The organism is Kitasatospora sp. NPDC001540 (assembly GCF_042894345.1).
GTDB classification, from domain to species: Bacteria; Actinomycetota; Actinomycetes; order Streptomycetales; family Streptomycetaceae; genus Kitasatospora; species Kitasatospora phosalacinea_C.
The window spans coordinates 113,655-138,850 of record NZ_JBIAVO010000001.1 but is presented as its reverse complement, the minus strand read 5'-3'; the positions used below and the strand labels follow the sequence as shown (position 1 = coordinate 138,850).

General features: G+C 75.9%; 23 protein-coding genes and 1 riboswitch. Of the genes, 14 read left to right on the top strand and 9 right to left on the bottom strand.

Going from position 1 to position 25,196, the window contains the following annotated elements:
• Nucleotides 1–183: 183 nt before the first annotated feature.
• From ACFY00_RS00640 to ACFY00_RS00630, 3 genes are all read left to right on the top strand, one after another.
• Nucleotides 184–1,581, top strand: coding sequence for a hypothetical protein (locus tag ACFY00_RS00640; protein WP_388025771.1), 1,398 nt, complete (start codon nucleotides 184–186; stop codon nucleotides 1,579–1,581).
• A 7-nt stretch (nucleotides 1,582–1,588) separates the two neighbouring features.
• Complete coding sequence (locus ACFY00_RS00635; RefSeq protein WP_388025768.1) at nucleotides 1,589–2,647, top strand: N-acetylmuramoyl-L-alanine amidase; 1,059 nt, start codon at nucleotides 1,589–1,591, stop codon at nucleotides 2,645–2,647.
• 247 nt (nucleotides 2,648–2,894) lie between these two features.
• Nucleotides 2,895–3,782 (top strand): hypothetical protein, encoded by an 888-nt coding sequence (locus tag ACFY00_RS00630; RefSeq protein ID WP_388025765.1) that lies wholly within the window; start codon nucleotides 2,895–2,897, stop codon nucleotides 3,780–3,782.
• A 267-nt stretch (nucleotides 3,783–4,049) separates the two neighbouring features.
• Here the strand turns inward: ACFY00_RS00630 and ACFY00_RS00625 are convergent, their stop codons facing one another.
• From ACFY00_RS00625 to ACFY00_RS00615, 3 genes are all read right to left on the bottom strand, one after another.
• Nucleotides 4,050–5,129 carry a prenyltransferase gene (locus tag ACFY00_RS00625; protein WP_388025762.1) on the bottom strand — a complete coding sequence of 360 codons (1,080 nt, stop codon included), beginning with the start codon at nucleotides 5,127–5,129 and terminating at the stop codon, nucleotides 4,050–4,052.
• Nucleotides 5,126–5,866 carry a class I SAM-dependent methyltransferase gene (locus ACFY00_RS00620; RefSeq protein WP_388025759.1) on the bottom strand — a complete coding sequence of 247 codons (741 nt, stop codon included), beginning with the start codon at nucleotides 5,864–5,866 and terminating at the stop codon, nucleotides 5,126–5,128. Before ACFY00_RS00620 ends, ACFY00_RS00625 begins: the two co-directional genes overlap by 4 nt.
• A 153-nt stretch (nucleotides 5,867–6,019) precedes the next feature.
• The gene (locus ACFY00_RS00615) at nucleotides 6,020–7,339 is read right to left on the bottom strand and encodes a glycosyltransferase family 4 protein (protein ID WP_388025756.1); all 1,320 of its coding nucleotides are present in this window, start codon (nucleotides 7,337–7,339) and stop codon (nucleotides 6,020–6,022) included.
• A gap of 220 nt (nucleotides 7,340–7,559) precedes the next feature.
• On the opposite strand from ACFY00_RS00615, the gene ACFY00_RS00610 reads away from it, so the two are divergent.
• The 6 genes from ACFY00_RS00610 (at nucleotide 7,560) to ACFY00_RS00585 (ending at nucleotide 14,187) form a co-directional block, all read left to right on the top strand.
• Complete coding sequence (locus ACFY00_RS00610) at nucleotides 7,560–8,225, top strand: TetR family transcriptional regulator (protein ID WP_388025753.1); 666 nt, start codon at nucleotides 7,560–7,562, stop codon at nucleotides 8,223–8,225.
• Between the two features lie 64 nt (nucleotides 8,226–8,289).
• Nucleotides 8,290–8,366: riboswitch (cobalamin riboswitch) on the top strand.
• Between the two features lie 98 nt (nucleotides 8,367–8,464).
• Nucleotides 8,465–9,871, top strand: coding sequence for a prenyltransferase/squalene oxidase repeat-containing protein (locus tag ACFY00_RS00605; RefSeq protein ID WP_388025750.1), 1,407 nt, complete (start codon nucleotides 8,465–8,467; stop codon nucleotides 9,869–9,871).
• Nucleotides 9,868–10,554, top strand: coding sequence for an SCO2322 family protein (locus ACFY00_RS00600; protein WP_388025746.1), 687 nt, complete (start codon nucleotides 9,868–9,870; stop codon nucleotides 10,552–10,554). The genes ACFY00_RS00605 and ACFY00_RS00600 overlap by 4 nt, the downstream gene beginning before the upstream one ends.
• 2 nt (nucleotides 10,555–10,556) lie before the next feature.
• Nucleotides 10,557–11,747 (top strand): energy-coupling factor transporter transmembrane component T, encoded by a 1,191-nt coding sequence (locus ACFY00_RS00595; RefSeq protein WP_388025743.1) that lies wholly within the window; start codon nucleotides 10,557–10,559, stop codon nucleotides 11,745–11,747.
• A complete protein-coding gene (locus tag ACFY00_RS00590) occupies nucleotides 11,744–13,351 on the top strand; it encodes an ABC transporter ATP-binding protein (RefSeq protein ID WP_388025740.1) in 1,608 nt (535 codons plus the stop codon). Before ACFY00_RS00595 ends, ACFY00_RS00590 begins: the two co-directional genes overlap by 4 nt.
• On the top strand, nucleotides 13,348–14,187 hold the full coding sequence (locus tag ACFY00_RS00585; RefSeq protein WP_388025738.1) for an ECF transporter S component: 840 nt from the start codon (nucleotides 13,348–13,350) through the stop codon (nucleotides 14,185–14,187). The genes ACFY00_RS00590 and ACFY00_RS00585 overlap by 4 nt, the downstream gene beginning before the upstream one ends.
• A gap of 52 nt (nucleotides 14,188–14,239) precedes the next feature.
• On the opposite strand, the gene ACFY00_RS00580 is transcribed toward ACFY00_RS00585, so the two are convergent.
• Nucleotides 14,240–14,557, bottom strand: a complete 318-nt coding sequence (locus tag ACFY00_RS00580) for an antibiotic biosynthesis monooxygenase family protein (protein ID WP_388025735.1) — start codon at nucleotides 14,555–14,557, stop codon at nucleotides 14,240–14,242.
• A gap of 88 nt (nucleotides 14,558–14,645) precedes the next feature.
• Entirely contained in the window at nucleotides 14,646–15,143 is a 498-nt protein-coding gene (locus tag ACFY00_RS00575; RefSeq protein WP_388025732.1) for a DUF1772 domain-containing protein, read from the bottom strand.
• A 143-nt stretch (nucleotides 15,144–15,286) separates the two neighbouring features.
• On the opposite strand from ACFY00_RS00575, the gene ACFY00_RS00570 reads away from it, so the two are divergent.
• Together ACFY00_RS00570 and ACFY00_RS00565 are read left to right on the top strand one after the other, a co-directional pair.
• Nucleotides 15,287–16,237 (top strand): AraC family transcriptional regulator, encoded by a 951-nt coding sequence (locus ACFY00_RS00570; protein ID WP_388025729.1) that lies wholly within the window; start codon nucleotides 15,287–15,289, stop codon nucleotides 16,235–16,237.
• A gap of 224 nt (nucleotides 16,238–16,461) precedes the next feature.
• Nucleotides 16,462–18,027 (top strand): hypothetical protein, encoded by a 1,566-nt coding sequence (locus ACFY00_RS00565; protein ID WP_388025726.1) that lies wholly within the window; start codon nucleotides 16,462–16,464, stop codon nucleotides 18,025–18,027.
• A gap of 34 nt (nucleotides 18,028–18,061) precedes the next feature.
• Here the strand turns inward: ACFY00_RS00565 and ACFY00_RS00560 are convergent, their stop codons facing one another.
• The 3 genes from ACFY00_RS00560 to ACFY00_RS00550 form a co-directional block, all read right to left on the bottom strand.
• The gene (locus ACFY00_RS00560; RefSeq protein WP_388025723.1) at nucleotides 18,062–18,772 is read right to left on the bottom strand and encodes a TMEM165/GDT1 family protein; all 711 of its coding nucleotides are present in this window, start codon (nucleotides 18,770–18,772) and stop codon (nucleotides 18,062–18,064) included.
• Nucleotides 18,773–18,899: 127 nt separating this feature from the next.
• The gene (locus ACFY00_RS00555; RefSeq protein WP_388025721.1) at nucleotides 18,900–19,727 is read right to left on the bottom strand and encodes an ABC transporter permease; all 828 of its coding nucleotides are present in this window, start codon (nucleotides 19,725–19,727) and stop codon (nucleotides 18,900–18,902) included.
• 7 nt (nucleotides 19,728–19,734) lie between these two features.
• The gene (locus tag ACFY00_RS00550; RefSeq protein WP_388025719.1) at nucleotides 19,735–21,279 is read right to left on the bottom strand and encodes a dolichyl-phosphate-mannose--protein mannosyltransferase; all 1,545 of its coding nucleotides are present in this window, start codon (nucleotides 21,277–21,279) and stop codon (nucleotides 19,735–19,737) included.
• A 169-nt stretch (nucleotides 21,280–21,448) separates the two neighbouring features.
• Here ACFY00_RS00550 and ACFY00_RS00545 point away from each other — a divergent pair, with 169 nt between their 5' ends.
• Both ACFY00_RS00545 and ACFY00_RS00540 read left to right on the top strand, forming a co-directional pair.
• Nucleotides 21,449–22,462: a MerR family transcriptional regulator gene (locus tag ACFY00_RS00545; RefSeq protein WP_388025717.1), complete on the top strand. Its 1,014-nt coding sequence runs from the start codon at nucleotides 21,449–21,451 to the stop codon at nucleotides 22,460–22,462.
• 38 nt (nucleotides 22,463–22,500) lie between these two features.
• Entirely contained in the window at nucleotides 22,501–23,052 is a 552-nt protein-coding gene (locus tag ACFY00_RS00540; RefSeq protein ID WP_388025714.1) for an SMI1/KNR4 family protein, read from the top strand.
• Between the two features lie 109 nt (nucleotides 23,053–23,161).
• Here the strand turns inward: ACFY00_RS00540 and ACFY00_RS00535 are convergent, their stop codons facing one another.
• Nucleotides 23,162–24,445 carry an MFS transporter gene (locus ACFY00_RS00535; RefSeq protein WP_388025711.1) on the bottom strand — a complete coding sequence of 428 codons (1,284 nt, stop codon included), beginning with the start codon at nucleotides 24,443–24,445 and terminating at the stop codon, nucleotides 23,162–23,164.
• Nucleotides 24,446–24,584: 139 nt separating this feature from the next.
• Here ACFY00_RS00535 and ACFY00_RS00530 point away from each other — a divergent pair, with 139 nt between their 5' ends.
• Entirely contained in the window at nucleotides 24,585–25,148 is a 564-nt protein-coding gene (locus tag ACFY00_RS00530) for a MarR family winged helix-turn-helix transcriptional regulator (protein WP_388025709.1), read from the top strand.
• Nucleotides 25,149–25,196 lie beyond the last annotated feature (48 nt).

The following is a 25,196-nucleotide window of genomic DNA, read 5'->3' as shown; positions in this document are numbered from 1 at the left end:
ATCAACGCCGCTGCAGCGTCGTCCCCACCGCGACGCGTTGCCGATCCGCCGTGACCGCGCGCACCGGCGGCCGGTACGGTGTCGGCGGCAGACGACGAACGGCCCGTACGGGGAGCGGCCCGTACGGAGCACGGGCACCGGCCACCCGGTGCGGGACCGGTCAGTTGGGGGCGAGGGCAGGGCATGACGGAACAGGGCAGCGCCGCGAGGGCGGTCTGGGACCCGACCGCGAACAACGGCGCGGGCGGCTGGGTCCGTCGGCCCGTGGCGGCCGACCCGGCTGCGGCGGGGCCGCCCACCACGGCGATCCCGCTGCCGCCGATCCCGTCCGGCCCGGCGGCTCCGGCCGCGCCCGTCCCCCCGCAGACCGGCCAGCAGCCGCCCGCCGCACCGTCCCAGCCCGGCCCGCCGCCGCAGGCACCCCAGCCCCAAGCACAGCCCCAGGCGCAGGGCTACGGCTACCCGCAGCCGCAGTCCCCACAGACCTTCGGCGGCCAGCAGCCCGGCTTCACCCCGCCACCCGGCCCCGGCCCGCAGCAGGCGCCGCAACCCCAGCAGGCCCCGCAGCCGCAGCCGCAGCCGCAACCGCAGGGCTACGGCTACCCGCAGCCGCAGTCCCCGCAGACCTTCGGCGGGAACCAGACCTACGGCGGCCCGCCGCCGGGCTTCGGCGGCCCGCCGCAGCCGGGCTTCACCCCGCCGCCCGGCCCCGGCGGCCCGTCGTTCGGCGGGAACCAGGGCTTCGGCGGCAATCAGACCTTCGGGGGCAACCAGACCTTCGGCGGCCAGCAGCAGCAGTTCAACAACGGCCCGGGCGGCTACGGCGGCTACCAGGAGCCGGAGTTCGACTACGAGGACGACCCGCGCCGCCGCCGCACCCCGCTGCTGATCGGCGTGGCCGCGGGGCTGGTGCTGCTGATCGGCGGGGCCGTGGTGCTGGTGCTGCAGAACAGCGGCTCGAACGACTCCCCGTCCGCCAACGGCAGCGCCAACCCGACGGCGGCGCAGCCGAGTTCGGGGAAGGGCGGGGCGGGCACCGGCAGCCAGGACGGTTCTCCGGCGGCGTCCGCGTCGCCGTCGGCCTCGGCGTCCGCGTCGGCCTCGCCGTCGGCGGGCCCGGAGGCGCAGGCGCAGGCGAAGGCGCTGGACGCGCTGCTGAGCGAGGGCGAGAACGCGAAGGCCCCGATCGGCAACGCGGTGGCGAAGGTGCGCAGTTGCCCGGCGAAGGCGGACGTCGACAGCGCGGCACAGGTGTTCGACACCGGCGCGCAGCAGCGCGACACGCTGCTGACCAAGCTGGCCGACCTGAAGACCGACAGCCTGCCGGGCGGCGACGCGGCGGTGGCTGCGCTGCGGACGGCCTGGCAGACCTCGGCGGACATCGACCGGGCGTACGCGGCCTGGGCGCGCACCGTCTCGGAGAAGGGCTGCACCAACAACCAGGTGCCCAACACCGCCGACCTGGCCCGCGCCAACGACCTCAACCCGAAGGCCACCCAGTCGAAGCAGGACTTCGCGGCGAAGTGGAAACCGATCGCCCAGGCGTACGGGCTGACGCCCCGTACCGGGGACAGGATCTGAGGAACACGTGACTGGCCGTACCACCCCGCACCACGTCCGTCCCGACGGTCCTGACGGACCCGACGAGCCGGACCCGTACGCCGACCCGCGCGCCGACCCGGTGCGGCGGGCCGCCCGCTGGCGACCGGCCGCGAAGGCGGCGGCCGTGGTGCTGCCGGTGTGCCTGATCGGCTGGCTGGGCTGGCAGGCCGTGGCCAACAGCTCGCGGGACGTCACCTCGACCGCCTCGGCGCCGCGCACGCCGAGCTACGCGGAGGGCGACCGGGTGGGCGGCGCGGACGCGGGCGGTGCGGACGCGGGCGGCTCCCCGGCGGCCTCGGCCGCGGACCCGTCCGCGGCGGCCCCGGGATCGGCCCCGTCCCCGGCGGCCGCGACCCCGCAGGGCGGGGGGACGAAGCCGCTGGCCGGGCGGACGGTGCTGCTCGACGCGGGCCACAACACGGGCAACGCCAAGCACACCGCCGAGATCAACCGCAAGGTGGACATCGGCAACGCCCGCAAGGAGTGCGACACCACCGGTACCTCGACCGACGCGGGCTACCCGGAGGCCGAGTTCACCCTGGACGTGGTGCACCGGGCCCGGCAGATCCTCCAGGACCGGGGCGCGACCGTGGTGCTCACCCAGGACGGCGACCGCCCCTGGGGGCCTTGCATCGACGAGCGCGCCCGGATCGGCAACGACGCGAAGGCGGACGCGGCGGTCTCGGTGCACGCGGACGGCGCGCCGGCCTCCGGCACCGGCTTCCACGTGATCATGCCCGCCCGGGTGGTCGCCGGACCGGCCGACACCTCCGCGATCGTCGACCCCTCGCACCGGCTGGGCGTGCTGCTGCGCGACGCCTTCAAGGCGGGCACCGGGGAGCCGTACTCCAGCTACATCGGCCAGCAGGGCCTGGACACCCGCGACGACCTGGGCGGTCTCAACCTGTCCAGGGTGCCGAAGGTGTTCATCGAGTGCGGGAACATGCGCAACTCGGGCGACGCCCGGCGGATGGCCGACCCGCAGTGGCGGCAGAGCGCCGCCCTGGCCCTGGCCGATGCCCTGACCAGCTATCTCACCGGGTGAGCCGACCGGCCCGCCCCCACTCCCACCCCGATTTCCGGCGTCCCCCTCCGTACCGATTCGGTGCGGATCCGGAGGGCGCCGTGCACGCGGCGTCGCCTTGGCTCTAGGCTTTTGCCCCGTCGTACCGACCCGGTACCACGGGGGCCCGGTCAACCGCCCGCCGACCACGACTACACCAATGAGGGGAACGTCAGTGAATCTGCGCGCTCTCACCAGGGGAGACGCCGCCGTCGCCGGTGCGGCCGTATTGCTCCTGATTTCGTCCTTCCTGCCCTATCGGAGTGCGGACTGCGGTTCGTACTGCCGGGGCAGCGACTCCTTCAACTCCTGGAAGTCGGACTACTTCCCGATCCTCCAGTCGGTCTTCCTGCTCGGGATCATCGGCGCCGTGCTGATCGTGGTCGCGGCCCTGCAGAAGGCGACGCTGGGCAACAAGGAGTTCGTCGGGCTGCGCCTGGACCAGTGGGGCAAGGCCTCGGTCGTCATCGCCCTGTGGGGCATGCTGTGGTCCTTCGGCGGCCTCACCGGCACCGGCGTCAGCTACGGCGGCGGTGCCTGGCTCGGCCTGGTCTCGCTGCTGGTGATGGCCGGCGTCGTGATCGCGGGGGGCGCGCTGCCCGCGCTGCAGGCCCCGCTGAGCACCGGCACCCCGGCCGTCGGCCAGCAGTACCCGCAGTACGGCGCCCAGCCGCAGCCGGGTGCGCCCGGCTACGGCTACCCCGGCGCCCAGCAGCAGCCGTTCCCCGGCCAGCCGCAGCCCGAGCAGGGCGGCGCCCAGCCGTTCGGCCAGGCCCAGGCCCAGCCGGCCCCGGGCGGCTACGGCTTCCCGCAGGCCGCCCAGGCCGCGCCGTCCCCGGCCGCGGCCGCGGTCGCGCCGCTGCCCACCGCGGTGCAGCCCGCCGTCCAGGACCAGGTCCCGGCGCAGGGCGGCGCCCCGTTCGCCCCGTTCTGGTTCGCCGTCCCGGCGGTCCGCCAGCTCGCCAACAAGGACAACCCGGCCGCCCCGGCGGTCGGCGAACTCGTCCCCGGCACCTGGTACCTGGCCGTCGACCAGCGCGGCAGCGCCCTGGTCGCCCAGCTCCCGGACGGCACCCACGGCGTCCTGAACGACACCACCGGCATCCAGCGCGGCTGACCCGGTGCACCGCACGGAGCGGTGAGCACGACGGCGAAGGTCCGCCCCGAGGAGGGAATCCCCTCCCCCGGGCGGACCTTCGCCGTTCCCCCTCCCGCGCCGAACGCCCTGACAGGGGCGCGGGGAACCGCGCGCAGCGGGAGCCGCCAAGCCCGGAGGTCCGCCCGAAGAGGGAATCCCCTCCCCCGGGCGGACCTTCGCGTTGCGTCCTTCGCGTTGCGCCTTCGCGTCACGCCCCGCACACCGAGCGGCCCGACGCCGGAACCGCTAGCAGCAGTCGTTGACCACCAGCCCGCCCGGCAGGTGCTCGCCGCCGAAGACGCTGACCGTCGCGTGGTCGCCGCCGAGGGCCGCGACGGCGAGCAGCAGCGCGCCGGCCGTCCAGGTGGTGCGCTCCTCGGGCCAGATGGCGTGGTCCTCGTAGACGTAGCCGGTCCAGTAGGAGCCGTCCTGGTGCCGCAGGTGCTGGATCCAGCGGAGGATCTCGACGGCCCGGTCGGACTGTCCGGCGGCCCACAGGGCGAGGGCGAGTTCGGCGCTCTCGCCGCCGGTGACCCAGGGGCGGTCGCTGACGCAGCGGACGCCGAGGCCGGGGACGACGAAGCGGTCCCAGTCGGCGGCCAGGCGCCGGGTCGCGTCCTCGCCGCGCAGGGCGGTGCCGAGGACGGGGTAGTACCAGTCCATGGAGTAGCGGCCCTTGTCGAGGAACCGCTCGGGGTGGCGGGCGATGGCGTGCTGGAGGCGTCCGGCGGCGAGTTCCCAGTCGGGTTGCGGCCGGTCGAGGTGGTCGGCGACGGCGAGTCCGCAGCGCAGGGCGTGCAGGATCGAGCAGGAGCCGGTGAGCAGGGCGTCCTCGGCGGCCGTGCCGTCCTCGTCCTGGCGCCAGGCGATGGCGCCGCCGGGGAGGCTGAGCCGGACGGTGTGGTCGAGGGCGCGGCTGACGGTGGGCCAGATCCGTTCGAGGAAGCGGTCGTCGCCGGTGGCCAGGTGGTGGTGCCAGGCGCCGACGGCGACGTACGCGCAGAAGTTGGTCTCGCGGGCGCGGTCGGTGGCGGTGCCGTCGGCGGTGCCGGGCTGCCCGTAGGCGTAGGCGGCGTACCAGGAGCCGTCGGGGTTCTGCCGGTCGGCGAGCCACCGGTAGGCGGCTTCGGCGGCGGCGTGCTCCCCGGCGGTGTCGAGGGCCATGGCGGCCTCGGTGTGGTCCCAGGGGTCGAGGTGGCCGCCGTGGAACCAGGGGATGGCGCCGTCGGGCTGCTGGTGGGCGAGGATCGAGCGGACGGTGTCGGCGGCCTGCGCGGCGTCCAGGACGCCGTCGAGCAGCAGGGCGGCGGGGACGGCGGCCGTCACGCGTCCGCTCCGGGCTCGTGCGGCTTGCTGGCGTAGACGACGAAGGACTTGCCGAGGACGGGGTTGAGGGCCTTCTCGGCGGCCTTGGTGAGGGTGGAGATGACGGGGGTGCCGATGATGTCCCAGACCAGTAGCTGGTGGTAGGCGCGCACCGGCAGGGCCTTGTCGTTGTTGACGCCGACCGCGCACTTGATCCACCAGTAGGGGGCGTGCAGGGCGTGCGCGTGGTGGGTGCCGTACGGGGTGAGGCCGGCGCCGCGGACCTTCTCGACGAGTTCGTCGCCCTTGTAGATCCGGATGTGGCCGCCCTCGACCTCGTGGTACTCGTCGGACAGCGCCCAGCAGATCTTCTCGGGCAGGTAGCGGGGCACGGTGACGGCGAGCAGTCCACCGGGCTTGAGGACGCGGACCATCTCGGCGAGGACGCCCTCGTCGTCGGGGATGTGCTCCATCACCTCGGAGATGATGATCCGGTCGAAGGTGGCGTCGTCGAAGGGCAGGTTCAGCGCGTCGCCCTCCATGGCGGTGGCGCTGGCCCCGGCGGGGGCCTCGCCGGCCTGCTCCATGGCGGCGAACCACTTGCGGACCTCGGCGATCTCCTCGGCGTTCCGGTCGAGGGCGACCACGTTGGCGCCGCGCCGGTAGCACTCGAACGCGTGCCGGCCGCCGCCGCAGCCCAGGTCGAGCACCCGGTCGCCGGGGGCGAGCGGGAAGCGGGAGAAGTCGACGGTCAGCACTGCGGGGCTCCATTCGCGGAGGGGGTGTTGCTTCGGAGTTGACGGTTCGTCACCCGACGAAGTGTCGCCGACACGACGCCGAACGACAGGACACCGACCGGCACGGCGCCGACCGGCACGACACCGGCCGGCACGGCACCGGCCGGCACGGCGTCAGCCGACGTAGCGCCAGCCGGGGCCGGACCGGGCGGCGGCGCCGGTGCCGGTGGCGATCGCGGCCCGGTAGCGCTCGACGGTGAGTTCGGCGGCCCGGGCCCAGGTGAACCGGGCCAGCACGCGCTCGCGCCCGGCCGCGCCGAGCCGGGCGCGCAGTCCGGGGTCGTCCAGCAGGCGGCCGAGCGCGGCGGCCAGCGCGCCCGCGTCGCCGGGCGGCACCGCGAGGCAGGTCTCGCCGTCCGGTCCGGCGACCTCGGGGATGGCGCCGCCGGTGGTGGCGACCAGCGGGGTGGCGGTGGCCATCGCCTCGGCGGCGGGCAGCGAGAAGCCCTCGTACAGCGAGGGGACGCAGGCCACCTCGGCGGAGCGGTACAGGTCGACGAGGTCGGTGTCGCTCAGGCCGGTGCGGAACTCGATGTGCCCCTCGAGGCCGAAGCGGCGCACCGCCTCGGTGACCGGCCCGTCCTCCTTCTGCGGCTTGCCGACCACGACCAGGTGGGCGTCGCGTTCGGTGCGGACCTTGGCGAGCGCCTCGACCAGGTGGACCAGGCCCTTGAGCGGGACGTCGGCGCTGGAGGTGGTGACGATCCGGCCGGGGACGCGGGCGACGGCGGCGGAGGGCGACCACAGCCCGGTGTCGGCGCCGACCGGGACGACCGAGACCGCGCCGGGCGCGGTGCCGAGCTGTTCGGCGATCTCGGCCTTCGAGCTCTCCGAGACGGTGAGGACGTGCTCCAGCCGGGCCGCGACCCGGCGCTGCATCCGGGTGAAGGCGTACCAGCGGCGCTTGCCGAGCCGCTCCAGCCGGGTGCGGGCCGCGTCGATCTCCAGCTGCCGGTCCACGGTGACGGGGTGGTGGACGGTGGTGACCAGCGGGAAGCCGTGCCGGGCCAGGCCGAGCAGGCCGTAGCCGAGGGTCTGGTTGTCGTGGACGACGTCGTAGCGGCCCTTGTGCCGGGCCAGGAAGGCGCGGGCGCGCAGCGAGAAGGTCAGCGGCTCGGGGAAGCCGCCGGTGCGCATCACCGCGTACTCCAGCAGGTCCACCGGGCCGCGGAACTCGGCGGCGGCGGGGGTGCGGAACGGGTCGTCGGCGCGGTACAGGTCGAGCCCGGGCAGTTCGACCAGGCGGACGGAGCCGGGGCCGTCGACCCGGTCGAGCACCGGGTACGGCTGGGCGCCGATCACGTCGACGTGGTGGCCGAGCCGGGCCAGTTCGCGCGACAGGTGGCGCACGTACACGCCCTGGCCACCGCAGAACGGGTCGCCGCGGTACGACAGCAGGGCGATCCGCAGCGGCGGCGGCGACACAGCGGTCATCCCCAGTCCCCTTCCTCGCTACTCACCGGGACCGGCGACGGAGGCGGCCGCCGACCGGTAAAGTAGATCACGTTTCACAGTGGTGCGGGCTCGTCGTTGGAGAAAGTGAACAACGAGGGACCTCGAAGATTACCGGCCCGTAGCTTGTCGTCAGGAGCCGCGACGGGTGATTCGCACCACGCCGTCCCCGCCTCCCCGCGACCTCGTTCCTGGAGCGCCCGTGACCGCCACCGCCGCCGCCGGGCCGCTGACGCCGCGGCAGGCCGAGCGCCGCCGGGGCATCCTGCGCGAGGCCACCGCGCTGGCCGCCCGGGGCGGTTACGAGGCGGTGCAGATGCGCGAGGTCGCGGAGGGCGCGCAGGTCGCGCTCGGCACGCTGTACCGGTACTTCCCGTCCAAGGTGCACCTGCTGGTCGCGGTGATGCGCGAGCAGTTGGACCGCCTGCACGAGCAGGTGCGACGCCACCCCCCGGCCGGGCCGGACCCGGCGGCCCGGGTCGCCGAGGCGCTCACCGTCGCCTTCCGCGCCATGCAGCGCGAGCCCCGGCTGGCGGAGGCGATGGTGCGGGCGCTGTCCTTCGCGGACCGCTCGGTGGGCTCCGAGGTGGACGAGGTCACCCAGGCCACCGGCGCCATCGTGCTGACCGCCGCCCGGCTGCCCGGGCCGCCCACCGCCGAGCAGCAGGCGGCCCTGCGGGTGGTCGGCCACACCTGGCACGCCACCCTGCTGGCCTGGCTGTCCGGACGGGCCTCGCTGGCCGAGGTCCGGGCCGACCTGCACACCGCCGCCCGCCTGCTGGAGCCCGCCGCCGCGGCCCCCGCCGCCCGGCCGGAACTGCAACCCGTTCCACCACCTGCCGCCGGGGCGTCCCGGGCCGAGGGCTAGAGTCTTGGGGTCGCGGCCGGCCCCGCCGGACCGCGCGACAACTCCACATCCGCCTCCGAGGCCGGGGGAAGCCGGTGCGATTCCGGCACTGACCCGCAACCGTGAGCCGCCCCCGCGGGGCGCGGCGCAGTCGGACTGCCCGGCCGGAGGCGAGCGGCCCTCATCCGTCGTGGGTCTACGGGCGAAACCGGGGTGTGCCCCGGCCCGCTGCGACCGCTCACCGAAAGGCTTCCCCCCTCATGCCGACCGCTGCCCGCCTGGGCGCCGCCGCGCTCGCCGGCGCCCTGCTCGCCGCTGCCGCCGCCGCGCCCGCGCTCGCCGACACCGCCTCCCCCGCCCCGTCCGCGCCCTCGTCCACGGCCTCCTCCACGAGCTCCGCCGCGGCCTCCACCACCCCCTCCCCGGGCGTGCCCGCCGGGCTGTACGGCAAGGGCGACCCGCAGTACGACGGGGTGTGGCGGCAGTCGCTGGCCCTGATCGCGCTCCAGCAGGAGAAGGTCGAACCGGCCGCGGCCGCCGTGCAGTGGCTGCTGGGCCAGCAGTGCGAGGACGGCGGCTGGCCGTCCTACCGGGCCGAGGGCACCCCGTGCGCCCCCGCCACCGAGGACACCAACGCCACCTCGATGGCCGTCCAGGCGCTCACCGCGCTCGGCGGCCACCAGCAGCCCGTGACCCGCGCCACCGACTGGCTGCGCGCCCACCAGAACCCGGACGGCAGCTGGGCGTACAACCCGGGCGCGCCCGGCGACGCCAACTCCACCGCGGTCGTCCTCAACGGTCTGCTCGCGGCCGGCCTCGACCCGGCCCAGGTCGCCGTCGACGGCCACAGCGGCTGGGACGGCCTGGCCTCCTTCCAGCTCGGCTGCGCCACCGCCGCCGACCAGCGCGGCGCCTTCCTCTACCAGCCCGCCGCGGGCGTCCCCGCCGCCGCCGACACCATCGCCTCCGCGCAGGCCCTGCTCGCCGCCGCGGGCGGCCACCTCCCGGTCACCACCACCGACCGCAAGGACGCCCCGCCGAAGGCCCTCGCCTGCGACGGCGCCCAGGCCGCGGGGCCGGTCGCCCACGCCGACTCCGCCGAGGCCGACGCCGCCTGGCTCACCGCCCGCCTCGCCGCCGACGGCCAGCGCCTGCTCGCCAAGACCCCCGGCTCCGACACCGCCACCCCCGCGTACGACTCCACCGCCTGGACCGTCCTCGGCCTGGTCGCCGCCGGGCACTCCGCCGAGGCCGCGAGCGCCGCCGACTGGCTCGCCGGGAACGCCTTCCCCTGGGCCGCCCAGGGCAAGGACGGCACCAACCCGGCCGCCACCGCCACCCTGGTGCTCACCGCCCGCGCCGCCAAGCTCGACCCGTACAACTTCGGCGGCGCCAACCTGGTCCAGCTGCTGATCGCCTCCGGCCCCGCGCCGAAGTCCGCCCCCGCCGTCGGCGACCCGCAGGCCACCCGCGCCCCCGGCTCGGCGATCACCGAACCCGACGAGAACAGCGGCTTCTCGGCCGGCTGGCTGATCGGCGTCGGCCTCCTGGTCGGCGTCGGCGCGGGCCTGCTGCTCAGCCTCAACCGCCGCCGCCACAAGTCGGCCTCCCCCGCCGACGCGCCCGCCCCCGGTACCTCCGACGACCAGCCGGAGCAGGACCGATGACCGACCGGTCCCCCCGCCCCGCCTCCCCCCTCCTCCCGCTCCTCCTCGCCCTCCTCGCCGCCTGCGCCGCGCTCCTCGGCCCGGCGGCCGGAGTCTCCTCGGCGGCCGAGTACCGGTACTGGTCGTTCTGGAAGGGCGGTGCGGACGGCTGGGCCTACCAGCAGGTCGGTCCGGCCGGGAACGTCCCGGCGGACGGGGCGGTGGACGGCTGGCGGTTCGCGCTGAGCCCGGACGGCGGCCAGGACGCCCCGCGGCCCGGCCCGGCCCCCGACTTCGCGGCGATCTGCGCGGACACCGCGCCCGGCAGCGGCCACAAGCGGGTCGCCGTGGTGCTGGACTTCGGCACCGCACAGGACGCCCCGGGCGGCGAACAGCCGCCCGCCGTCCGCTCGGTGTGCGCCTCGGTGCCGACTGCGGCGAACTCCGCCGAGGTGCTGGCCGCGGTCGCCGCGCCGCTGCGCTACGACTCCGGCGCGATGCTGTGCGCCATCTCGGGCTACCCGCACGCGGGTTGCGGCGAGCAGGTCGCGGCGGGTGCGAACACCGGCTCCACCGGCGGCAGTTCGGGTGGCGGCACGTCCGACGGCGGTCCGTCCGTGGGCCTGTACGCCGGGGTCGGGGCGGTGGTCCTGCTGGGCGCCGGAGCCGTCTGGCAGGCCCGTCGCCGCCGCGCCACCCGCTGACCGTGTCCGTCCACCGCCTGCCCCGCGCAGCCCCCGACACCGCCCCCGCCCCCGCTCGCGACACCGCCCGCCCCAACTCCGCTTCCCCACCCGCCCGTTCGGCCGCCGCGCACAGCCGGGCACTGGCCCGGCAGTTGCATCCGGGGGCGTGGTGGCTGTGGTCGCTGGGCCTGGCCGCGGCGGCCAGCCGGACCACCAACCCGCTGCTCCTGCTGCTGATCCTGGCGGTGGCGGGCTACGTGGTAGCGGCCCGCCGCGGCGACGCCCCCTGGTCGCGCTCCTACGCGGCGTTCCTGCGGCTGGGCCTGCTGGTGCTGGCCGCCCGGATGGTGTTCGCGGTGCTGCTGGGCTCCCCGGTCGGCGGCACCCACCTGCTGTTCACGCTGCCCCAGGTCCCGTTGCCCGCTTGGGCGCAGGGCGTGCGGCTGGGCGGCTCGGTGACCCTGGAGGGGGTGCTGTTCGCGCTGTACGAGGGGCTGCGGCTGGCGGTCCTGCTGGCGTGCGTGGGGGCGGCGAACGCGCTGGCCTCGCCGTCGCGACTGCTGCGTTCGCTGCCGGGCGCGCTGTACGAGGCGGGCGTGGCGGCGGTGGTGGCGATGACCTTCGCGCCGAACCTGGTGGCGGACGTCCGGCGGCTGCGCGCGGCCCGGCGGCTGCGCGGGCGCTCGGACCGGGGGGTGCGGGCGGTGCTGTCGGTCGGACTGCCGGTGCTGGAGGGCGCGTTGGAGCGTTCGGTGGCGCTGGCCGCGGCGATGGACACCCGCGGTTTCGGCCGCACGGCCGCCGTCCCGCGCCGACTGGCCCGCACTGCGGGGGCGTTGACGCTCGCGGGGCTGCTGGCGGTGTGCTCGGCGACGTACGGGCTGCTCACCCCGGGCGCTCACCCGTGGGCGCCGCCGGTGCTGCTGGCGGGGGTCGGCGCCGCCGCCGGAGGCCTGGTGCTGGGCGGTCGGCGCACCGTCCGGACCCGCTACCGGCCGGACCCGTGGGCGCTGCCGGAGTGGCTGACGGCCGCCTCGGGGGCGCTGGTCGCGGCCGCGCTGATCTGGTACGCGGGCCGCTGGCCCGAGGCGCTGTCCCCGAGCGTCGTCCCGCCGACCGCACCGTCCCTGCCGCTGCTGCCCGCGCTGGCCGCACTGGTCGGCCTGCTGCCCGCCTTCGTCACCCCCGAGCCGCCCCGGAGCACCCGGTGATCACTTTCGAGCAGGTCGGCGTGCAGTACGCCGACGCCCCCGCCCCGGCCCTGTCGGGTGTCGAACTGACGGTGCCGGAGGGCGAGTTGTGCCTGCTGGTCGGCCCGTCCGGCTCCGGCAAGTCGACGCTGCTGGGCACCGTCTGCGGCCTGGTCCCGCACTTCACCGGCGGCACCCTGACCGGCCGGGTCACCGTCGCCGGGCGGGACACCCGCACCCACCGGCCGCGCGACCTGGCGGACGTGGTCGGCACCGTCGGGCAGGACCCGGCGGCGCACTTCGTCACCGACACCGTCGAGGAGGAACTCGCCTACGGCATGGAGTCGATGGGCCTGGCCCCGGCCGTGATGCGCCGCCGGGTCGAGGAGACGCTCGACCTGCTGGGCCTGGCCGAGCTGCGCGGCCGGGCGCTGTCCTCGCTGTCCGGCGGGCAGCGCCAGCGGGTGGCGATCGGCTCGGTGCTGACCGTCCACCCGAAGGTGCTGGTGCTGGACGAGCCGACCTCGGCGCTCGACCCGGGCGCCGCCGAGGAGGTGCTGGCCGTCCTGCAGCGCCTGGTGCACGACCTGGGCACCACCGTGCTGCTGTCCGAGCACCGGCTGGAGCGGGTCGTCCAGTACGCCGACCAGGTGCTGCTGCTGCCCGGCCCGGGCGAGCCGCCGGTGCTCGGGGACCCGGCCGCGCTGATGGCCCGCTCGCCCGTCCGGCCGCCGGTGGTCGACCTCGGGCTGCTGGCGGGCTGGACGCCGCTGCCGCTCACCGTCCGCGACGCCCGCCGTCGTGCGGCCCCGCTGCGCGAGCAACTCCCGCCGCCCGCGCCGCAGTTGGCACTCGCCCCGGCGGAACCCGTCGCCACCGCGAGCCGCCTGGTGGTCTCCCGGGGGCGCGTCCCGGCCCTGCGCGGCGTCGAACTCGCCCTCGCCCCCGGGCAGATCACCGCCTTGATGGGACGCAACGGCGCCGGGAAGTCCACCCTGCTCGGCACCCTGGTCGGCCTGCACGCCCCCGACTCCGGCACCGTCCGGGTCAACGGCCTCGTCCCGCACAAGTCCCGCCCCAAGGACCTGATCCGCTCCGTCGGCCTCGTCCCGCAGGACCCGCGCGACCTGCTGTACGCCGAGACCGTCGCCGAGGAGTGCGCCGCCGCCGACCAGGACGCCGACGCCGAACCCGGCACCTGCCGCGCCCTGTTGGCCACCCTGCTGCCCGACGTCGCCGACGACCGGCACCCCCGCGACCTCTCCGAGGGCCAGCGCCTCACCCTCGCCCTGGCCGTCGTGCTGACCGCCCGCCCGCCCGTCCTGCTGCTCGACGAGCCCACCCGCGGCCTCGACTACGCCGCCAAGGCCCGCCTGGTCACCGTCCTGCGTGCCCTCGCCGCTGACGGTCACGCCGTCCTGCTCGCCACCCACGACGTCGAACTCGCCGCCGAACTCGCCCACCGCACCGCCGTGTTGGCCGAGGGCGAGATCGTCGCCGACGGCCCCACCCCCGAAGTCGTCCTCGCCTCCCCGACCTTCGCCCCGCAGACCGCGAAGATCCTCCCGCCCTACCTGACCGTCCCCGAGGTCGCCGCCGCCCTCGGCACGGAGCCGCCGCGATGACCTTCCCCTCCCCTCCCCCCTCCCCCCTGCCCTCCCTCGACCGCCCCGTCCCGCTCGGCCGCCGCTCCGCCCTGCTGCTCGCCCTGGTCTCCGCGATCGGCGCCGCCGCCTTCGGCTGGCCGCTGCTCGCCGCCCGCAGCTCCGACCTGGTCGGCCACTCCGCCGACGCGCCCTGGCTGTTCGCCCTGCTGATGCCGCTGCTGCTGGCCGTCGTGGTCGCCCAGCTCTCCGAGAGCCGCGACGCCACCGGCGCCCCCGGCCTCGACGCCAAGGCGGTCGCGATGCTCGGCGTCCTCGCCGCCGCGGGCGCCGCCCTGCGCCCGCTCGGCGGTGGCACCGCGGGCCTGGAGCCGATGTTCTTCCTGATGGTCCTCGCCGGTCGCGCCATGGGCCCCGGCTTCGGCTTCGTCCTGGGCGCGCTCGCCATGTTCGCCTCCGGCCTGCTCACCGGCGGCGTCGGCCCCTGGCTTCCGTTCCAGATGCTCACCATGGGCTGGGTCTGCCTCGGCGCGGGCCTCCTCCCGGGCGCCGCCCGCCTGCGCGGCCGCCCCGAGCTGCTGCTCCTCGCCGTCTACGGCGTCCTCGCCTCCGTCGGCTACGGCACCGTCATGAACCTCCAGGGCTGGCCCTACATCGGCGGCCTCGGCCTGTCGATCTCCTTCGTCCCCGGCGACCCGCTCCCCGCCAACCTCATCCGCTTCGCCCTCTACTGCCTCACCACCTCCCTCGGCTGGGACCTCTCCCGCGCCGCCCTCACCGCCGTCCTCTGCCTCACCGTCGGCGGCCCCCTGCTGCGCACCCTCCGCCGCGCCACCCGCCGCGCCGCCTTCCGCTGACACGGGAACGGGACCGGCCTCCCCGAGACCGGCCCCGCCCTCCCCGCCCCGGCTACGCCTTCGGGCCCGTCTGCTGCACCACCTCGAACGACCACACCTGCGACCCGCTCGCCGCCGGCCGCGGCCGCTCGCCCCCGCCGCCCTGGTGGGCCTCCTTCATCGGCCCCTCCATCCACGCCCGGAACGACTCCTCGTCCCGCCACCGCGTGTACACCAGGTACTGGTCCGTCCCCTCGACCGGCCGCAGCAGCTCGAACCACTCGAACCCGTCCGACCCCTCCACCGCCCCGGCCCGCGAGGCGAACCGCTGCTCCAGCACCTCCCGCTGCTCCGCGGGAACCGTCAGCACGTTGATCTTCACTACGCTCATCCCCCCATCCTCCCCCACCTCACGCCCACCGCCCCCGAACCCCGGCCGCCCGGCCGCCCGACCGCCCCCGGCCACCGACCGCCGGTGGTCAGGCGGTGCGACCGGAGAGGGCGAGGGCCCAGGTGAGGCAGCCGAAGGCGGCGGTGGAGGCGAGGGCGCGGACGAGGTTCCAGCGGACCCAGACCTCCTCGAAGGCGGCGCGGACGGCGGCCGGGTCGGTGAGGGAGTCGGGGGCGCCCGCCGCGGCGAGCCGGTCGTTGAGCGGGACGTTGACCGTCCCGGTGACGATCAGCACCACGAGGTGGAGGGCCGCGGCGGCGGCGATCCACAGCAGGACGGTGCGGTCGCCGCCGCGCCACTGGAGCAGGCCCGCGGCGGCGGTCAGCAGCAGCGCGCCGAGGAAGCTGAGCATGAACCAGCCGTTCAGGATGGCCGTGTTGATGCGCTGCATGGTGTCGACGAACGCCCGGTCGCCGACCTGCGCCAGGCCCGGCATCACCGAGCAGGCGTAGGAGTAGAAGAGCCCGGCGCCGAGCCCGGTCAGCAGGACCGCGCCGACCAGCGCCGCCGTGCGGAGAACTGCCATGGCGGGAACCCCCGTTCGTGTCGTCATGACCTCCAGTCAATCCGTCCGACGGACCAAGATCCATGGCCTGGGCGCTCGTTGGCATGCGCGAGCGTCCACCGTCCGCACCGCCGCCGCGCCCCCGGCCGTCTACCCTGGCGGGCATGGACGCGCTCACCGCCCTGCTGACCGCCCCGCGGGCCCGCGGGGCGTTCCTGCTGCGGTCGGTGTTCGACCCGCCGTGGTCGCTGCGGATCGAGGACCGGGCGCCGCTGACGGTGCTGACCACGGTGCGCGGCAGCGGCTGGGTCGTCCCGGACGGCGCGGAGCCGGTGCCGCTGCACCCCGGCGACCTGGTGATCGTCCGCGGCCCCGAGCCGTACACCGTCGCGGACCTGCCGCAGACCCCGCCGCAGGTGGTGGTCCACCCCGGGCAGGTGTCCACCACCGTCGACGGCGCGCGGATGTGCGAGGTGCTCGACCAGGGCGTCCGGACCTGGGGCACCGGCCCGGACGCGGCGACGGTGCTGCTCAGCGGCACGTACCAGTTGCACGGCGAGGTCAGCGGACGGCTGCTGCGGGCCCTGCCGCCGGTGCTGCGCCTGGACGCCGCGGAGTGGGGTTCGCCGCTGATGGCGCTGCTGGAGGCGGAGATCGGCCGGGACGAGCCGGGCCAGGACGCGGTGCTGGACCGGCTGCTGGACCTGCTGCTGATCTCCGCCCTGCGCTGCTGGTTCGCCCGCGCCGCCGACCGGGCCCCGGCCTGGTACCGGGCCCACTCCGACCCGCTGGTGGGCCGCGCCCTGGGCCTGCTGCACGCCGACCCGGCCCGCGCGTGGACGGTGCACGACCTGGCCGCCGCGTGCGGGGCCTCCCGGGCCGCCCTGGCCCGGCGCTTCACCGAACTGGTCGGCGCTCCCCCGATGGCGTACCTCACCGACTGGCGCCTCGCCCGCGCCGCCGACCTGCTCGCCGAACCCGACGCCACCCTGGCCGCGGTCGCCCGCCGGGTCGGCTACGGCAGCGGCTTCGCGCTCAGCGCCGCGTTCAAACGGGTCCGGGGCGTCAGCCCGCAGCAGTACCGCGAGCAGGTCGGCGCGGCGGCGGACGCCTGAGGTCCGGCCGCGGCGACCCGCCCGCAGGCCGGCACCCGAACACGGCGGACGCCCCGGGACGCGGCGGGAACCCCCGCCGTCACGCCCCCGACCCCGGCCGGAAAACCGCCGAAACTCCGGCATACCGGGCGGGAAGTGCGCCCGCTCCAGGACGTCCCTGTCGCCCCGGGGATTGCTCCTGCATAATCACCCCCGTTCGATTCCGACCCGAGGAGGACCGGCCCATGCCGGCAGAGCGCTGCCCCCGCTGCGGCACCGCACGCACGGCCGGTAGCTGCGCGTGCAACGCCACCTCCCCGGTCGAGGACACCGCGGTCCTGCCCCACCTGGAAGGACCGCCACTGGTCCGCCCGTACGTGGCCGGGGCCTCCGTGGTGGAACCCGGCGACCCGGCGGTCGACCCGTTCGCCACCCGGGTCGGCCCGCCGCCGGTGCGGCCGATCGCCCCGCAGCCCGCCGCGACGCCCCCCGCCGCCGCTCCCCCGGTCGCCGTGCCGACCAGCGCCCCGCAGCCGCCCGCGGTGCAGCCGATCACCGGCCCGCCCGCCGCCGATCCGCCGCCCCCTGGCCGGCCCCCGCACGTCCCGCAGGCCGCCAGCCCGTTCGTACCACCGCAGAACGTCTCCCCGCAGCCCGCCGCGACGCCGCCCGCCGCGACGCCGCCCGCCGCACCGGCCCAGCCGCACCCGGACGCCGCCGCGACCCGACTGCTGCCGCCCGTCCCGCCGCAGGACGTCCCGCCGCAGAACCTGCCCCCGCAGGACGCCCCGGGCCGCTTCGTGCCGATCCCGCCCCCGGGCCGACCCTCGGACCAGCCCCCGGCCCAGGCGCCCGCCGAGCAGACCGTGCCGCTGACCCTGGGCCCGGTCGTGGCACCGCCGCCGCCCTCCCCGATCGCGGCCTCGTACCCGCCCGTGCCCCCGGGCCCGCCCGGCGCCGGGGAGGCCGACGCCGACGCGCCCCAGCTGATCGACCTCGACGGCCACGACCGGGCCCGGGCCACCGCGTCCGACCCCCAGCACGCCCCGCAGCCCGCGCAGCCCCCGCACGAGGGCGAGGACGAGCGGTGGCCCGCGGCGCCCGGCGCCGACCTCGGCATGTTCACCTTCCGCGAGGACGACGCGGACGGCCCGGTCAGCCGGGCCGACCGGCGCGAGCGGCGTCGGCAGAGCGCCGACCGCCGTCGGCTGGTGATCGCGGGCGGTGCGGTCGGCGTGACCGCGCTGGGCGCGAGCCTGGCGATGCTGCTGTCCTCCTCGCCGTCGAAGGTCGACCACGCGCTGCCCGCGCCGACCGGCCCGGCGGTGTCCTCCCCGACCGAGGTGTCGCCGGACCCGACCGGCCCGGCCCCGAGCGCCGTCTCCTCCGCCCCGGCCGCGCAGGAGAGCCCGTCGCCGTCCCGCACCAAGGCCCGTCCGACCCAGGCGGTGACCACCAAGGCCGCGGCTCCCCCGAGCAGCGAGGCCCCGGCCGCGCCGAGCAGCCCGACCGCACCGTCCAGCACCCCGCCGCCGACCGGCAAGGCGCTGAAGTTCGGGGACACCGGCCCGGAGGTGACGCAGATGCAGCAGGCGCTGATGGCGTACCGGTGCAACCGGATCGGACCGCTGACCATCGACCGCACCCGCAGCGGCCAACTGGGCTTCGGCGACTGGACGCGGCAGGTCCTGCAGGGCGTCCAGCAGGACCTGTTCGGCGACAGCAAGCCGCGGCAGCAGTACCAGGACGGCGTCTACGACGCGGCCACCCAGGCCGCGCTGGCCCGGACGCCGCGCAGCCCGGACTGCTGACCCCGCCCGGCACCCGACCCCCGACTGACGCCCGTCAGCCGGTGACCGCCTTGAACAGGCTCCACCCCGCCAGCACGATCATCGCCAGCGCGGCGATCCGCACGATGACCTTCATCGGCACGTGCTGGAGCAGCTTCTGCCCGCCGACGATCGCGAGGCCGCCGACCGCGCACAGCGCGAGCCAGGAGCCGAGGCCGACGGCCAGCGGGTCGTCGTACTTGGCGGCGAGGTTGGCGGTCATGATCTGGGTGAGGTCGCCGAACTCGGCGACCGCGACGATGGCGAAGCTGGTCCCGGCGACCTTCCAGAAGGAGCGGTTCGCGGGCTCCCGGCCCTCGGCGCCGTCGTCCTCCTCCTCCTTGTGCCACAGCAGCATGGCCGCGCCGCCCAGGAAGAGCAGGCCGGTGATGCCCTCGACCCAGCGGTGCGGCAGCAGGGCGAGCAGGCGGCCCGCGACCAGGGCGAGGCCGACCTGGAGGGCGAACGCGGCGGCGATGCCCGCGAAGACGTAGCCCGCGCGGTACTTGGTGCCGAGGACCAGGCTGGCCAGGGCGGTCTTGTCCGGGAGTTCGGCGAGGAAGACGATGCCGAACGTCAGCGCGGCGATGGTCAGGCTGTTCTCCCCCAGCCCTGGGGGGCTGGGCGGTGCCCCCTGGTGGCGGGGTCTCTCCGTCTCGGGGCCGCCGACCCCGGAGCCACCCGCAGCAGGGGACGCCTCGGCCCGGCAGCACTGGTTCATGGTCACAGCACTGCGGCCGAAGGTCTCGCCGACACCCCGCAGGGTGCCCCGGGCGCCGGGCCGCCCCGCGAGGGACTGGCCAGCATGTCGACGGTCCGGTGGAGGGCTACTCCCCTTCAACAACGCGCAGAGCCTACCGGACGCCGGAACGGACGCCGGACGCGGCCCCGACCAGCCCCCGTCCGACCAGCTCCAGCACCGCCGTCACCGCGACCGCCTCCACCGCGAGCAGCGCCACCAGCACGAACAGCTGCACCGCCCCGGCCTGGACGGGCGTCGCCCCGCCGAGCAGCATGCCGACGAACGCGCCGGGCAGGGTGACCAGGCCGACGGTGCGGGTCTGGTCGAGCGCGGGGACGAGCGAGGTCGCGGCGGCGGTGCGGCAGATCTCCAGCCGGGCCTCGCGCTCCTCGAAGCCCAGCGCCAGCGCGGCCTCCACCTCGCCGTGCCGCAGCCGCAGTTCGTCCAGCGCCCGGCGTCCGGCCAGCGAGGTGGCGGTGAGCGCCCCGCCGATCAGGATCCCGGCGACCGGGATGACGGTGATGCCCCTGGCGGGCAGCAGCCCGGTCGCGGCGAGCAGCAGCAGGACGGGCAGCACCCCGGCGGCGATCGGCACCGCCGCCCACGCCCACTCCCACCGCCCCGCGGACGCACGTCCCCCGCCCCGTGCCCGCCCGCCCTCGCCGATCCGCCGCCCGGCGGTCCGCACCGCGACGGCGAACATCAGCAGCACGAACAGCGCGGACGTCCACAGCGAACGCACCACCCAGGCGATCACCAGCGCGACCAGGGCCAGTTGGACGGCCGCCCGCAGCCCGGCGCGCAGCACCGCCCGCCCGTGCCCGAGGCCGCCGCGCCCGGCGACCAGCGCGGCGACGACGAGCAGCAACGCGCAGGCGGCGCCCAACGCCGGGGTGACCGGCAGCAGTTGGGCGCCGCCCGCGGCAACCGGACTGCTCATCGCGGACTCAGATCCAACTGACGAACCACATCCGGGCGTGCCAGTCCGACATCGGGAACACCTCCGCGGTGTACAGCGGGAGGAAGAACGCGAAGCACCCCATGATCGCGAGCACGACCAGTCCGGCCCCGGCCGCGCCCCAGCGCCGCCGGACCGGTGTGCTGCCGGCCGGGCCGAGCATCGCGCCGAGCATCTGGGCGACGGCCAGGCACAGGAACGGCACCAGCACGACCATGTAGAAGGAGAAGACGGTGCGCTGCTGGTACTGGAACCAGGGCAGGTAGACCGCGGCGACCGCGGCGAGGATCGCGCCGGAGCGCCAGTCCCGCCGGAAGAACCAGCGGTAGAGCGCGTACGGCAGCGCGAAGCAGGCGGCCCACCACAGGAAGGGGGTGCCGAGCGCGAGGATCTGGCTGGCGCAGCCGTCGGGCGCGGTGCAGCCCTTCTCGCCGGTCTTCAGCTGCTCCCAGTACATGGAGACCGGGCGGCCCTGGACCAGCCAGCTCCACGGGTTGGACTGGTAGGTGTGCGGGGAGGTCAGGGTGGTGTTGAAGTGCCAGATCTCGGAGTGGTAGTGCCACAGGCTGCGCAGCGGCGCGGGCACCCAGCCGAAGGCCCCGGAGCGCCCGTCCGCCCAGTGCCGGTCGTAGCCGCCGTCGGTGGCCAGCCAGCCGCTCCAGGACAGCAGGTAGGCGGCCAGGGCGGCGACGGGCATCGACAGCGCGGCGGGCCACAGGTCGCGCCGGAGCATCGAGCGCCAGGGCCGGTGGGCGCCCGCGGCGCGGCGTCCGGCCTGGTCCCAGAGCAGGACGAGGACGGTGAAGACGGCGAGGACGGGTGCGCCGGTCCACTTGACGGCGCAGGCGGCGCCCAGCAGGAGGCCCGCGGCGAGCCGCCAGGGGCGCAGGCCGAGGCGGACCTCGTCGGCGGCCCGGCCGCCCTCGGCGCGGGCGGCGCGCAGCAGGTCGCGGGTGCGGTCGCGGTCGACGAGCAGGGCGCCGAAGGCGGCGAGCACCAGGAAGGCGGAGACGCCGTCGAGCAGGCCGACCCGGCTCATCACGAACTGCAGGCCGTCGACGGACAGCAGCAGTGCGGCGACGCAGCCGATCAGGGTGGAGCGGAACAGGCGGCGGCCGATCCGGGCGACCATCAGCACGCTGAGGGTGCCGAGCACGGCGACGGCGATCCGCCAGCCGAAGGGGTGCAGGCCCCAGAAGTGGGTGCCGAGGCCGATGACCCACTTGCCGAGCGGCGGGTGGGCGATGAACGCGGCGGCGTGGCTGAGCGGAATGACCTGCGGGTCGCCGAGGATCAGCTGGTTGGCGTTGTCCGGCCAGGCCGACTCGTAGCCCTGCTGCCACAGGGACCAGGCGTCCTTGGGGTAGTACGTCTCGTCGAAGACGAAGGCGTGCGGGTACCCGAGGTTCCACAGCCGCAGCACCCCGGCGAACACGGCCACCGCCAGCGGGCCCCACCACCGGTACCTGTCCTTCGCCGGTGCGGCGTGCACCGTCCCCCGTTCCTGCCGCCGCTCCGCTACCGCCAGCGCCATGCCCTCCCCGTTCGACCGCAGTTGACGACTTGTCCGCAATGTCCGCATCCTAGCCTGCGGCCACCGGCACCCGCGGGTGCCGGTGCAGGACGTCCGGAGCATTCTCCCCCGTGCGCCCTCCCCCGTTACGGTTGACCCTCGACCAGGTCGAGGGACCAGGGTCAACCCCGTGGAGAGCACCATGCGCAGCATCGGCGAGATGGCCCGGGCCTGCGGCCTGAGCCCCGGCACCCTGCGGTTCTACGACGGCGCGGGCGTCTTCGTCCCGGCCGAGGTGGACCGGCACACCGGGTACCGCTGGTACGCGGACGAGCAGCTGCCGGACGCCCGGCTGCTGGCCCGGCTGCGCCGGGTCGGGATGCCGCTGGCCGGGATCACCCGGGTGCTGACCGGCTCCCCGGCCGAGGCCCGGGCCGAGCTGGACGCGCACCTGCGCCGCCTGGAGGACGGTCTGACCGACGCCCGCCGGGAGCTCTCCGCGGTCCGCGCCCTGCTCGACTCCCGGGAGTTCCCCATGTCGCCCACCCGCCTGACCGTCCCCGCCCCCGCGCTGGCCGCCGCCCTGGACGCGGTGCGCTTCGCCGCCCCGGCGGACGACGCGCTGCCCGCCGTCGCCGGGATCTTCCTGGACGCGGAGGACGGCGCCCTGCACCTGGTCGCCACCGACCGCTACCGCCTGGCGGTCGCCGACTGCCCGGCCGCCCTGGACGGCCCGCCCGCCTCCGCCCTCCTGCCGACCGCCCTCGCGGACGCCGCCCGGGCCCTGCTCGGCGACGCCGAGGAGGCCGAACTCACCTTCGACGGGAACCAGTTCACCATCCGCGCGGCCGGGCGCGCGCTCTCCGGCGAACGCGTCGAGGCGGACTTCCCGGACTACCGCCGCCTGCTGCGCCTGGAGCCCACCCACCGCATCACGCTGACCGCCGCCCAACTGCGCGCCCTGCCCGAGGACACCGACGCCGACACCCCCACCGCCACCCTGACCGCCACCCCGGCCGACGCCCTCCCCGAGGCCCCCGCCCCCGCCGACCTGCTGGTCCACGTCAACCGCGACTTCCTCCTCGAAGCCGCGGGCAGCGCCGAACAGCTCGTCCTCGAACTCGGCGGCCCGATCGGCCCGCTGGCCATCCGCTTCCCCGCCCGCACGGACACCTTCTCCCTGCTGATGCCGATCGCCCGCTGACCGCACGCGGGCGCGGACGGCCGGGTACGGTCGGCGCCATGACCGCCGTCGACTGGCCCGCCGTCCGCACCCGCGTGCTCACCCTGCTGGAGTGCGACCCCGAACAGGGCACCACCGCACCGCCGTTGACCGCACAGCAGGTCGCCGAGGCGGAGGCCGACCTCGGCGCCCCCTTCCCGCCCGACTACCGCGACTACCTGCTGCACGTCAGCGCGGGCGGCTGGTTCCTCGACGAACTCCGCCGCACCGAACACGGTTGGGGCTGGGCACCCACCCACCGCGGCGCGGACCCGACCGCGGGCCTGGCCCTCATCGCCGACCGCGGCCACGGGGCAGCCGTGGGCCTGGCCCTCACCGGGCCGCACCGCGGAACAGTGTGGATGGACAACCGCCCCCACCACGAGGTCTACCCGCTGCGCGCCGAGGACGGCCGGGCGGCGACCTTCACCGAGTGGCTGCTCGACTGGCTCGCCCACATGGAGGAGCTCGCCGGAGCCACCCCCACCCAGCGCGGCCAGGTCGCCTACTGCTGGCACATGGGCGTGGAGACCCCGATCGACTGGTGCCCGCCACCCGACAGCCGAGGATGAACGGTGGGAGGCCCCATCAGGGGCTCGGGGAACGGCGAGTCCGAGCTGCTGACGGCCGGAGCCCACCGGAGGTCCGTGCTGCTTCGGGCCGTGGTAACGGAACCCGAAGTCACGCCGCCGTCTGCAGCTCCCGCGCCGCCCGCGGCTCGCGCTGCGCGACGGCCAGCGCCCGGACGTTGTCCTGCGCGGGCGTGAGGTGCTCGCGCAGGCGGACCGCGAGGGCGACGATCAGCAGCGTGCACAGCGCCATCGCGGCGAGGTACAGCGGCCACGTCCCCGAGCCGACCAGCAGCACGCCGACGGCGGGGCCGACCGCGACCGCGATCTGCTTCACCAGCGCGTACCCGGCGTTGTAGGTGCCGAGCAGCCGGCTGGGCGCGAGGTCGGCGACGATCGGGCCCATGGTGGGGGCCAGCAGCGACTCGCCGACGCCGAACAGGGCGTAGACGGCGACGATCGCCACCGTCGCGGCCATCGCCTCGGTGCGGACCAGCCCGGCGACCACGGCCATGCCCCAGGCGCCCAGCCAGACCAGGCCGGCGGCGGCCATCGCGGTGGTGCGGCGGCGGCGCTCGGTGATCCGGACGACGAACATCTGCAGCAGCACGATGGTCAGCGCGTTGGCGCCGATGGCCAGGCCCAGGGTGGACGGCGCGGTGCCGACGGTGTCGGTGGCGAACGCCGCGACGCCGGACTCGAACTGCCCGTAGCAGGTGAAGAAGATCAGCCCGGCGAGGGCGCACAGCCGCAGCATCGCCTTGTCGGCGACCATCGCCCGCAGCCCGCCGCCCCTCCCGCTCGCCCCGGCGGGGGCCGGTTCGACGGCCGCCGGGGGCATCTTCGCGGTACCGGTGACGGCGGCCAGGCCGAGGAAGGTCAGGGCCTCGATGGTGAACAGCCTGGTCAGGCTGGCCGGGTCGGAGGTGTCGACGATCTGTCCGCCGACCAGGGCGCCGATGCCCATGCCGAGGTTGACCAGGGTGAACTGGAGCGCGAAGGCGCGGGAGCGCTCGGTGCGCCCGGTGCAGCGGACGATCATCGTGGCGAGCGCGGGCTGGCAGGTGGTGACGCCCGCGCCGAACAGGAAGGAGGAGAGCAGCAGCCCGGCGGTGCCACTGGCCTGCCCGAAGGCGAACGCGCCGACGGCGGCCATCGCGGTGCCGGCCAGCAGCACCGGCCTGGGCCCGTACCGGTCGATGCCGCGGCCGGTGAACGGCAGCACGGCCAGCGCGGCGAGCGCGAACACGGTGAACACCGCGCCCGCGGCCGCGGCGCCGAGGCCCCGCACCTGGTCCACGTACACGAACATGTACGGCAAGGTGAAGCCGCTGCCGAAGGCGCTGAGCGCGTTGCCGATCTGGACGCGGCGCAGTCGGCCGCCCCACTCCTTCACTGCACACCCCTTTTCGTGCGTCGGGCCGGGCGACTCGCCCCGGCCTTTACTTCGTAAGATTTCAGACCTAAAGTCTTACCATCCGAAGCGTAAGGTGTCAAAGGCTTAACGGCTGCATCCTGCGTGGGAGAATGAGCACATGAGCACACGCAGAGCGGAGCCCCCGACCGCCACCGAGCTCGGCATCGCCGAGCAGGTGGCCGTCTACCAGCGGGAATTCCCCACCGTGGACCCGCAGGTGGAGACGATCGTCTCCACCCTGTCCCGGCTCACCCGCCGGATGAACGTGGCGTACGGCCGCCAGTTGGCCACCCTCGGCATCACCTCCGCCGAGTGGGAGGTGCTCAAGGCCCTGGTGTTCGCGGGCGCCCCGTACCGGCTGGGCCCGGGCGAGCTGGCCAAGCGGCTCGGCCTGACCCCGGCCGCGATGACCCACCGGATCGACCGGATGGTCGCCGAGGGCCTGGTCACCCGGGACCGCGACGAGGCCAACCGGGTCCGGGTGATCGTCGAGCTGACCGCCGAGGGCCGCGACAAGTGGCTGGAGCTGATGCGGATGGCCACCGTCTTCGAGGCCGACCTGCTCCAGGACGTGGTCGGCGAGGCCCGCCCCGAACTGGCCGCCGCGCTGACCAGGATGCTGCGCCGGATCGAGGAGACCCAGCCGGACGCCCTGGGCCGCACCGACGACCTGACCTGCTGACCGGGCGGCCGCCCGCACGCCCGGCCGCCCGGCAAAAGCGGACGAGGG

Coding starts and splice junctions, on each gene's coding strand:
- ACFY00_RS00600 (WP_388025746.1), top strand. CDS start 9,868: ATGACCGACCGGTCCCCCCGCCCCGCCTCCCCCCTCCTCCCGCTCCTC.
- ACFY00_RS00565 (WP_388025726.1), top strand. CDS start 16,462: ATGCCGGCAGAGCGCTGCCCCCGCTGCGGCACCGCACGCACGGCCGGT.
- ACFY00_RS00580 (WP_388025735.1), bottom strand. CDS start 14,557: ATGAGCGTAGTGAAGATCAACGTGCTGACGGTTCCCGCGGAGCAGCGG.
- ACFY00_RS00530 (WP_388025709.1), top strand. CDS start 24,585: ATGAGCACACGCAGAGCGGAGCCCCCGACCGCCACCGAGCTCGGCATC.
- ACFY00_RS00555 (WP_388025721.1), bottom strand. CDS start 19,727: ATGAGCAGTCCGGTTGCCGCGGGCGGCGCCCAACTGCTGCCGGTCACC.
- ACFY00_RS00575 (WP_388025732.1), bottom strand. CDS start 15,143: ATGGCAGTTCTCCGCACGGCGGCGCTGGTCGGCGCGGTCCTGCTGACC.
- ACFY00_RS00585 (WP_388025738.1), top strand. CDS start 13,348: ATGACCTTCCCCTCCCCTCCCCCCTCCCCCCTGCCCTCCCTCGACCGC.
- ACFY00_RS00550 (WP_388025719.1), bottom strand. CDS start 21,279: ATGGCGCTGGCGGTAGCGGAGCGGCGGCAGGAACGGGGGACGGTGCAC.
- ACFY00_RS00605 (WP_388025750.1), top strand. CDS start 8,465: ATGCCGACCGCTGCCCGCCTGGGCGCCGCCGCGCTCGCCGGCGCCCTG.
- ACFY00_RS00640 (WP_388025771.1), top strand. CDS start 184: ATGACGGAACAGGGCAGCGCCGCGAGGGCGGTCTGGGACCCGACCGCG.
- ACFY00_RS00540 (WP_388025714.1), top strand. CDS start 22,501: ATGACCGCCGTCGACTGGCCCGCCGTCCGCACCCGCGTGCTCACCCTG.
- ACFY00_RS00615 (WP_388025756.1), bottom strand. CDS start 7,339: ATGACCGCTGTGTCGCCGCCGCCGCTGCGGATCGCCCTGCTGTCGTAC.
- ACFY00_RS00570 (WP_388025729.1), top strand. CDS start 15,287: ATGGACGCGCTCACCGCCCTGCTGACCGCCCCGCGGGCCCGCGGGGCG.